This window comes from Lysobacter enzymogenes, assembly GCF_017168095.1.
In the GTDB taxonomy this organism is placed as follows: domain Bacteria; phylum Pseudomonadota; class Gammaproteobacteria; order Xanthomonadales; family Xanthomonadaceae; genus Lysobacter; species Lysobacter enzymogenes_D.
This window is the reverse complement of record NZ_LXSD01000206.1, coordinates 1-9,494: the sequence shown is the minus strand read 5'-3', so window position 1 is coordinate 9,494 and position 9,494 is coordinate 1. Positions and strand designations below refer to the sequence as shown.

General features: G+C 69.8%; 8 protein-coding genes. 7 read left to right on the top strand and 1 reads right to left on the bottom strand.

What is annotated here, in order from left to right:
* Both A7A76_RS05315 and A7A76_RS05310 read left to right on the top strand, forming a co-directional pair.
* Positions 1-1,788 (top strand): hypothetical protein (locus A7A76_RS05315; protein ID WP_206410217.1); only part of this gene is annotated, 1,788 nt, incomplete at its 5' end.
* A 125-nt stretch (positions 1,789-1,913) separates the two neighbouring features.
* Entirely contained in the window at positions 1,914-3,782 is a 1,869-nt protein-coding gene (locus A7A76_RS05310) for a DUF885 domain-containing protein (protein WP_206410216.1), read from the top strand.
* A 669-nt stretch (positions 3,783-4,451) separates the two neighbouring features.
* Here A7A76_RS05310 and A7A76_RS05305 read toward each other — a convergent pair.
* Complete coding sequence (locus tag A7A76_RS05305; RefSeq protein ID WP_206410215.1) at positions 4,452-5,249, bottom strand: sel1 repeat family protein; 798 nt, start codon at positions 5,247-5,249, stop codon at positions 4,452-4,454.
* A gap of 811 nt (positions 5,250-6,060) precedes the next feature.
* Between A7A76_RS05305 and A7A76_RS05300 the strand changes: the two genes are divergently transcribed.
* From A7A76_RS05300 to pcp, 5 genes are all read left to right on the top strand, one after another.
* The gene (locus tag A7A76_RS05300) at positions 6,061-6,225 is read left to right on the top strand and encodes a LiaI-LiaF-like domain-containing protein (protein ID WP_096377557.1); all 165 of its coding nucleotides are present in this window, start codon (positions 6,061-6,063) and stop codon (positions 6,223-6,225) included.
* A gap of 12 nt (positions 6,226-6,237) precedes the next feature.
* Entirely contained in the window at positions 6,238-6,981 is a 744-nt protein-coding gene (locus A7A76_RS05295; RefSeq protein WP_206410214.1) for a LamB/YcsF family protein, read from the top strand.
* Between the two features lie 82 nt (positions 6,982-7,063).
* Complete coding sequence (locus tag A7A76_RS05290; RefSeq protein ID WP_206410213.1) at positions 7,064-7,786, top strand: DUF969 domain-containing protein; 723 nt, start codon at positions 7,064-7,066, stop codon at positions 7,784-7,786.
* On the top strand, positions 7,783-8,736 hold the full coding sequence (locus tag A7A76_RS05285) for a DUF979 domain-containing protein (protein ID WP_206410212.1): 954 nt from the start codon (positions 7,783-7,785) through the stop codon (positions 8,734-8,736). Before A7A76_RS05290 ends, A7A76_RS05285 begins: the two co-directional genes overlap by 4 nt.
* The gene (gene pcp / locus A7A76_RS05280; protein WP_206410211.1) at positions 8,733-9,416 is read left to right on the top strand and encodes a pyroglutamyl-peptidase I; all 684 of its coding nucleotides are present in this window, start codon (positions 8,733-8,735) and stop codon (positions 9,414-9,416) included. The genes A7A76_RS05285 and pcp overlap by 4 nt, the downstream gene beginning before the upstream one ends.
* The last annotated feature ends 78 nt before the right edge of the window (positions 9,417-9,494 follow it).

Genomic DNA, 9,494 nt, shown 5'->3' with positions numbered 1-9,494 from the left:
CCCGCCGCGCCGGCGCTGTTCGCCGCGCTGGCGCTGGTGGTGGCCTGCGGCGCCGCGGCGATCGTCTGGCAGCATCAGCGCGCGCTGCGCGAGGCGCGCGCCAGCCAGGCCGTCGGCCGGCTGTTCGCCAGCACCCTGGGCAGCGCCACCCAGTCGGGCCTGGGCAGCGCGCCGTTCTCCTCGCGCGCGCTGCTGGAACGCACCGAGCGCGAGCTGCGCGCGATGCGGCTGGACGATCAGCCGGGCGTGCAGGCGCGCAGCCTGGCGATGCTCGCGCGCAGCTACGCCCTGCTCGGCGATTACGCGCGCGCCGAATCCCTGGCCGGCGAAGCCCAGCGCACCCTCGGCGAGGAACCCGACCGCGACGGGCTGGTCGCCGCGACCCGCCTGGCGATGCTCAACATCCGCGCCCGCTACGCCGACGCCGAGCGCCTGGCGCGCGAGCGCATCGCCGAACTCGAAGGCCGCGACGACCCGGCCGCGCGCAGCCAGCGCATCGGCTACGGCACCGAACTGGTGCGGGCGTTGTGGGGCGAAGGCCGCACCCAGGCCGCGGTGGCCGCCTGCAGCGACCTGATCGCGCAGGCCGAGCCGCTCGGCCGCGGCCATCGCGAAGCGCTCGCGCAGTTGCTGATCCTGCGCTCGGAAATGCAGCGCCGGCTGTGGCGCGCCGGCCCCGCCGAAGCCGACGCGCGTCGCGCGGTGGCATTGGCGCGCCCGTTCGACCCGGTCCTGGCCGACGATGCGCTGGAGCGCTACATGCGCGCGGTGCAACTGCGCGGCGGCGGCGAAGCGCCGGCGCTGGCGGCCGAACTGGTGCGGCGGCGGATCGCCTCGCTCGGGCCGAACCATCCCAAGACCGCCTACGCGATGATCCGAGCCGACGTGTTCCATGCGCCGGACCAGCCCGCCTACGACATCGCCAAGGCGCTGGCGTCGATCCGCGCCGCTTACGGCGGCGACCACCCCGAGTACGCCACCGCGCTGTCCACCGCCGCAGCGTCGATCGCGCGCGATCCGACCGACCGCCGGGCCAAGACGCGCACGGCGGCCGCCCTGCTCGAACGGACCGTGCCGCCCAACAGCGACCTGCGCCTGTCGGCCAACTACAACCTCGCGCTCGACCTGATCTATTCGCCCGGCGCCGAGCCGGCGCGCGACCGCGCCGAGGGCCTCGCCCTGCTGCGTCGCACCATCGACGCCAAGCGCCGCGCCGGTCTGCCGACGATCCTGGAAAACTACCTGCTGGTCGAAAGCCTCGCCGACTACGGCGAGGAGGCCTCGCTGCCGGAGCTGCGAACCCGCCTGGACGACTATCGCGCGCAGTTGGCGGCGGTCTTCCCGCCGGACAACTACCGTTTCGCCCACGTGCGCTTCCGCCAGGCCCACTTGCTGTACCTGCTCGGCCGCCGCGACCGGGCCGATCGCGAGTTCGCCGACCTGCTCGCGTCCGAACGCGACTTCATCGCCGCCGACGGGCGCGGCGAAGGCCCGCTGCTCGATCAGCACGGCCGCAGCCCCGACCTGGTGCGGGCGCTGGTCTACCGCGGCCTGTTCGCGCTGGAACAGTGCCGGCGCGGCGAAGGCATGGAGCAACTGGCCCGCGCCCTGCGCCTGGCCGAAGCGGCGCGCGGCGGCGATGCGGAACTGACCGGCCGGGTCCGCGCGCTGTACGAGGGCGTTCGCAGCGGCCGAGCAGCGGCCGCCGCAACGCCTGTCCTGCTGCGCGAAGCCGAGCGGTCGCGCCTGCAGCGGAGCCTGCGCGCCTGCGCCGCGCCGACGCGCTGAAGCGGGCCGATCGGGCAGATCGGCCCGATCGGCCGCGGTATGGCGAAAGTCACTGTGCAAACGCCGCGCCAGCGCAGACGATGGTGCGCCAGCCGCGCCCGCCCTGGATGCCCGGAGACCCCGCAATGCGTAGCCTGCGTCTGCTGTCCCTGTCCGCCTGTGTCGCCGCTGCGCTCGCCGCCGGCTGCAAATCCGAAACCGCCCCGCCCGCCGCCAACGGCGACGCCGCCGCCCCGGTCGCGGCCAAACCCGCCGCCGGCGCGGACTGGAACGCCGCCGTCGACGCCTTCGTGCAAGGCTATTTCCAACGCAACCCGGTCGCCGCCGCCAACGCCGGCAAGCACGAGTTCGACGGCAAGCTGCCCGACTATTCGCCGCAGGCGCTGCAGGCCAACATCCAGTGGCTGCAGCAGCAGCGCGACGCGGTGGCCGCGTTCGGCGACGATCGCCTCGACGCCGGCCAGCGCTTCCAGCGCGACTACGTGCTGGCGACCATCGACGGCCAGCTGTTCTGGCTGCAAGACTCCGGCTTCGCGACCAAGAACCCGGCCTTCTACCTCGGCGACCTGTCGCCGAGCATGTACCTGACCCGCCCCTACGCGCCGCTGGAACAGCGCATGGCCGCGTTCGCCAGCTACCAGGAAGCGCTGCCCAAGGCCGCCGAGCAGATCCGCGCCAACCTCAAGGGCCCGCTGCCGGCGACCTACATCGACCTGGGCGTGATGGGCTTCGGCGGCATGGCCGAGTTCTTCAAGACCGACGTGCCCAAGGCCTTCGCCGAAGTGAAGGACGAGGCGCTGCAAAAGCGCTTCGCCGCGTCCAACGCCAAGGCCATCGAAGCGATGCAGGGCCTGGCCGATCACCTGAGCCAGCAAAAGCCGCAGGCCACCCAGGACTTCGCCCTGGGCGCGGACAAGTTCGCGCGCATGCTCAAGGCCACCGAAGGCGTCGACCTGCCGCTGGACCAGCTCAAGGCCGCCGGCGAAGCCGACCTCGCCCGCAACCTGGCCGCGCTCAAGAGCGCGTGCGAGGCCTATGCCAAGGGCCTGAGCCTGCAGGCCTGCGTCGACAAGGCCGGCGCCGACAAGCCGGTCGGCGGCGCGGTCGAAGGCGCGCGCGCGCAGCTGGCCGGGCTGCGCCAGTTCGTGGTCGACAAGGACCTGGTCTCGATCCCCGGCACCGAACAGGCCAAGGTCGAGGAAGCGCCGCCGTTCAACCGCAGCAACTTCGCCTACATCGAGATCCCGGGGCCGTACGAGAAGAACCTGCCCTCGGTCTACTACATCGCCCCGCCCGATCCGAAGTGGCCCAAGGCCGAGCGCGACGCCTACGTGCCGGGCAAGGCCGACCTGCTGTTCACCTCCGCGCACGAAGTCTGGCCGGGGCATTTCCTGCACTTCCTGCACGCCAACCGCTCGCAGTGGAAGTTCGCCCAGTTGTTCGTCGGCTACGCCTACACCGAAGGCTGGGCGCACTACACCGAAGAGATGATGTTCGACGCCGGCCTCGACGGCGCCACCCCGGAAATCCACATCGGCCAGCTCACCAACGCGCTGCTGCGCGACGTGCGCTACGTCTCGGCGATCGGCCTGCACACCGGCGGCATGACCGTGGCCCAGTCCGAGCAACTGTTCAAGGACAAGGCCTTCCAGGACCCCGGCAACGCCCGCCAGCAAGCCGCGCGCGGCACCTACGACCCGGGTTACCTCAACTACACCCTGGGCAAGCTGATGATCCTGCAATTGCGCGAGGACTGGACCGCCAGCCGCGGCGGCCGCAGCGCCTGGAAGGCTTTCCACGACCAGTTCCTGAGCTACGGCGGCCCGCCGGTGCCGCTGGTGCGTGGGCAGATGATGGGCGGCAAGGCCGAAACCAAGCTGTGGAGCGCGCCGACCGCCGGCGCGCCGACCACGACCCCGCCCGCAGCGCCCGACGCCGGCGCGCCGACGACCGCTCCGGCCGCACCGGCCGGCGACGGCAAGAAGGCGTCGTAACCGCACCGGCGCCGCGCCCGACACGAATCGATTTGGCGAGATCTTTCGCTTGGAACACGGGGCCGTTCGCGGCCCCGATTTTTTTTGGGCGGATGTTCGGTCGCGCACATTCCGCGATGCTGCGCCGCCCCGAAACGGCGAACGCTCGACTATCTGGAGGCTTGCGTGAGTGTCCGTCCCGCGGATCGATGACCCAGCCAGGGCCAGTGCGCCGACCCAGATTCAGCAAAAGATGCCGATGCGGCTCAGCCGCCACCGGGATCGCGAACGATGACTGTTCCGCCAGTGCATTTGGGGGCGCAGCCGCCGCCTCCCGGATTGGGCACGCCGCCGCCACCGCCACCAGAACCTCCACCGCCATCGGGACCGCCGGAGCCGCCGCCCCCTCCGCCGAGGCGCGGACGCGCTACCTTCTCGACGAGGTTGTACCTGAAATCGCTGCTCACAACGTAACGCCCGCATTCCGTCGCATTGCAAACGACATAAACATCGCCAACGCTATCAACCAAGCCCGAAGCGGGCTGGGAACTTTCGATGGCGATCTTGACCGCATCACTCGGCTGAGTACTGTCGAAAGTACATGCTCTGCATTCAATCTGCGCATGCGTCACTGCAGCCACAGCGAACGCAGAGCCAAAGATCGCAAGGCCCGCACTCCACAACGCGATCCTATTTCCCGCAACACGCCTGATATATCGACTCACCTTGCATTCTTCCTTGCTGAAGTTGATCGCTGCTAAGTCCTTCCGCATAGCGTTGCAGAAGGGGGCTGGCACTAGGCCGAGCTCGTTCCGATGCGTACCTGTACGCATACGCCTTTACTGGATCCTTGCTCCATAGTCCGCCCCTCCTGTAAAAGCTGGCGAGTTCGGACATCGCGTCAACGCTGCCCTGCGAAGCGGAGCTTGTGAGATATCGATACACATTTTTCTTGTATTCGACGATGCGATCCGCATTGCGCAAGGCGTCGCTCATCGGGCCGACAAAACGCTCCGGATCGGACGCATAAATAAGCTGAGCCTCAATCACTCCTGCGGCGGCCGCTTTCTCGACAAGCTGGGCCGCCGATCGGTACTGCTCGTCAGTCAGGCCCGTGCAATCCTCGGGACGGGTAGTCGCCTCCATGCTTCGCGCATTGATGACGCGCCGACAGGCCTCCAGCTTCTCGTAAAGCAGCACGGCTGAGCGATGATCGCCCGCATCTGCGCGCGACTTGAGCGCCGCATATACGTCAGCGGCGTGACCGGCCGGAATCTGAGGGCTGAAATCGGCGAGGTACGCGCCTTTTCGACGAGCGATGTCTTTTATTGGAGCGTCCTCGACTCCTTCACCCGCCGATGTCTCGCCTTGAACCGGAGGCCGCTCAATTTTTTCAGCGACAGGTGCGAAGTCCTCTGCCGGCACATCGCCTCTATCATTTGCGAAAAAAAACAACGCGCCCACAGCCGCCGCGAGCAATGCACCCACACCGAGACCAAGCCTTTTCACAGTCGCCCAACTCGTAAAGAAAGGAAATCCAGGCTATTCCCGGCACTAAATCCACACAAGCCCGTGCGGATGCGTCCGTTTATCTCGGTGATACTCAGACATCGCACAGACCGAACAGGACACAGCCCTCTTCATGAATGTTCGCAGGCTATAAACGGCTGACGGCGCCTTCCCCCTACCCTTCGCGTCGCGAGCAGTTCGAAATTGTGCGCTACAACCAGGCAGTACCCATGTTCCAGGCATTTGATGTGGAGGCGTTCCTCATCGCTGCGCCGATGGGCGCGAGTCGTAGCGCCCATCGCAGCATGAGGTCGTAGAACCGATAGACGCAGTTGCGGTTTTTCGGAAAATCTTCGCCCATTCGAACCGGTCCGCAGTTCATGCTGGCGGCATGCGTCGGCCTGCGCCGCTGTTGCGGTCGCGCCTGACGCTGCCGTTGGCGGCGAATCGGCTCAAACACGGAACCACTTTGGCGCGACGGGCAGCCGGGTTCCGCAAGCGCTTCCATCGCAAACCAAACCGACTGGCTTCAGCCCTGCAATGATTCTTCTTGCAGGAAAATGCACAACGACAACGCGAGCGCGGATGGCCGCAGTTCGTCGACGATGTCGCGCAAGGCCCGCGCACCAAGTGCCGCCGCCCGGCGAGTGCCCGCCCCCATTCAGGCCTCCGACGCCTCACCGTAAGCTCTGGCCGGCACCGCCCCCCATAGTCCCGCCGCCACAACCCGACTAGACTCGTCCCCGTCCCGGGCCCCGTCGCCCCCGCACCGCAGCGAGACCGCAACAGCATGAAATCCCACGTCGTCGGCGCCCTGATCCTGATCGTCATCGGCACCATGTTCCTGCTCAACAACCTGGGCTTCACCAATCTCAGCGTGACCAAGCTGCTGGTGACCTGGTGGCCGGCGATCCTGATCGCGGTCGGCCTGGGCCTGCTGTTCAAGCGCAACTAGCGCGCCCGCGCCATGTCCGGACGCATCGACTTCAACTGCGATCTCGGCGAAGGCTGCGGCGACGACGCCGCGATCCTGCCGTATGTGAGCTCGGCCAACATCGCCTGCGGCGGCCACGCCGGCGACGAGGCGACGATGCGCGCGACCCTGCGCCTGTGCCGCGCCCACGGCGTCGCCGCCGGCGCGCACCCCGGCTATGAAGACCGCGAGCATTTCGGCCGCCGCGCGCTGGCGCTGGCGGGCGAGGACATCGCCGCGCTGGTGCGCCGCCAGCTCGAACGGCTGGCGGCGATCGCGGCCGAGGAAGGCGTCGCCCTGACCCACCTCAAACCGCACGGCGCGCTGTACAACCTCGCCGCCGACGACCGCGGCGTCGCCGACGCCATCGCGGGCGCGACGGCGCAGTTCGATCCGACCCTGATCGTGTTCGGCCTGGCCCAGTCCGAACTCACCGCCGCCGCCGAGCGCCGGGGCCTGCGCGTCGCCCACGAAGTGTTCGCCGAACGCGGCTACGCCGGCAACGGCCGGCTGCTGCCGCGCGGCCAGCCCGGCGCGGTGATCGAATCGCTGGACGCGGCCATCGCCCAGGTGCGCGAGCTCGCGCTGCACGGGCGCGTGCGCGTCGCCGGCGGCGAAACCATCGCGCTGCGCGCCGACACCTTGTGCCTGCACGGCGACCGCAGCGACGCGCCGCAGTTCGCGCGCGCGGTGCGCGCCGCGCTCGAGGCCGAAGGCGTGAGGGTCGCCGCGCTGTGACGGCGGCGGCGCGCGAGGCGAAGGATCGCCGCCCGGTTCGCATCGATGGGTTCTTCCTTCCGCCACGCGAGGACGCTGCTGCATGAATTACTGGCCCCTGATCGGCGTCGCCGCGCTCGCGCTCGGCTTCGTGCTGCGGCTCAACCCGGCCCTGGTGGTGGTCGCCGCCGGCTTCATCACCGGGCTGGCGGCGAAGATCTCGCCGCTGGAAGTGCTCGACGTGCTCGGCAAGGCCTACACCGAGAAGCGCTTCCTGCTGCTGTTCCTGCTGACCTTGCCGGTGATCGGCCTGCTCGAGCGCCACGGCCTGAAGGAACATGCGCAGCGCTGGGTCGCGCGGTTGCGCGGGGCGACCATGGCGCGGCTGCTGATCGCCTACCTGCTGATGCGCCAGATCGCCTCGGCGGTAGGCCTGAACAGTCTCGGCGGCCACCCGCAGACCGTGCGCCCGCTGCTGGCGCCGATGGCCGAGGGCGCGGCCCAGGCCGGCCACGGCGATCTCGACGAGGACACCCGCCAGCGCATCCGCGCGATGGCCGCCGGCACCGACAACGTCGGCCTGTTCTTCGGCGAGGACATCTTCATCGCCTTCGGCGCGGTGCTGCTGATCCAGAGCTTCTTCAAGGAACACGGCCTCAACCTGGATCCGCTGCACATCGCGATGTGGGGCATCCCGACCGCGATCTGCGCGTTCGTGATCCACTGCATCCGGGTGCTGCGCTTCGAGCGCGCGATGATCCGGCAACTGCAGCGCCGGCGCGCGGCCGAAGTCGCCGCGCTCGCCGACCGGGCGCGCGACGCATGATCGGGTTGAGCTTCGTCTACTGGCTGATGGGCCTGTATTTCGCCGCGCTGGCCTGGCGCGGCGCGCGCGACGCGGCCAATCCGCGGCGCTGGACCACCGCCGCGTTCTGGGGCCTGATCGCTGCGCTGATGTTCCTGGCCGAGCATCTGCCCAACAAAGTCGTCGGCGCCTGCGTGGTGGCGCTGGCGCTGCTGGCCGGCTGCGGCGGCCTCGGCCGCGGCCGCTACGCCGAAACCGGCGGCGAGGAAAAGGCCGCCGAGGCGCAGCGCCTGGGCAACCGCCTGTTCCGGCCGGCGCTGCTGATTCCGGCGGTCACCCTGGTGTTCGCCCTGGGCCTGAAGTACGTGCGCATCGGCGAAACGCCGCTGCTGGAGACCGCCAACGTCACCCTGGTCGGGCTGGCGTTCGCCTGCATCGTCGCCTTGATCGCGGCCTGCCGGCTGACCCGGCAGACGCCGTGGAGCGGCGTGGAGCAATCGCGCCGGCTGGTCGACGCGATCGGCTGGGCGGCGCTGCTGCCGCTGCTGCTGGCCACCCTGGGCAGCGTGTTCGAAGCCGGCGGCGTCGGCCAGGCGGTGGCCGGGGTGGTGCGCATGGCGATCCCGGTCGACAACGCCTTCGCCGTGGTCGTCGCCTACGCCGTGGGCATGGCGTTGTTCGCGGTGATCATGGGCAACGCCTTCGCCGCGTTCCCGGTGATGACCGGCGGCATCGCCCTGCCCTTGCTGGTCGGCCACCACCACGCCGACGCCGCGCCGCTGGCCGCGATCGGCATGCTCTCGGGCTATTGCGGCACGCTGTTCTCGCCGATGGCGGCCAACTTCAACCTGGTGCCGGCGGCGCTGCTGGAACTCAGGGACCCCTACGGCGTGATCCGCGCGCAGTGGCCCACCGGCGCGATCTTGCTGGCCTGCAACGTGCTGCTGATGTACTGGATCGCGCTGCGATGACGGGCGCCCTCGACAGCAGCGACTTCGACCGCGCGCCGGTGCTGCTGACCGGCTTCGCCGCGTTCGGCGGCGAAAGCGACAACCCCAGCTGGGAAGCGGTGCGGCGCCTGGACGGCGAGCGCATCGGCGGCCGCCGCGTCGTCGCCGACTGCCTGCCGGTGGCGTTCGGCGCCTCGCTGCAACGCCTGCGCGAACGCCTGGACGCGCTGCGCCCGGCGCTGGTGCTGTGCATCGGCCAGGCCGGCGGGCGCGCGCAGTTGTCGATCGAGCGGGTCGCGATCAACGTCGACGACGCGCGCATCGCCGACAACCTCGGCGCGCAGCCGATCGATGCGCCGGTGATCGCCGGCGGCCCGGCGGCGTACTTCAGTTCGCTGCCGATCAAGGCGCTGCGCGCGGCCGTGCACGCGGCCGGCGTGCCCGCGGAAATCTCGCAGACCGCCGGCACCTATGTGTGCAACCATGTCTTCTACGGGCTGATGCACGAACTGGCGCTGCGCGGCGACGCGCGCGTGCGCGGCGGCTTCGTCCACATTCCGTATTCGCCGGCGCAGGCCGCGCGGCACCCGGGCGCGCCGAGCCTGGACATCGACAGCGTCGTGCGCGGCTTGCGCACGATGATCGCCACCGCGCTGGCCACCGAGGTCGATCGCCGGCTGGCCGGCGGCGCGGAGCACTGAGCGCCGACGCGCGCGCGGCTGGCCGCGCGGCGGGCTTCGCGCATCGCGCATCGTCCGGCCGAGCGCAGCGAGCGCTGA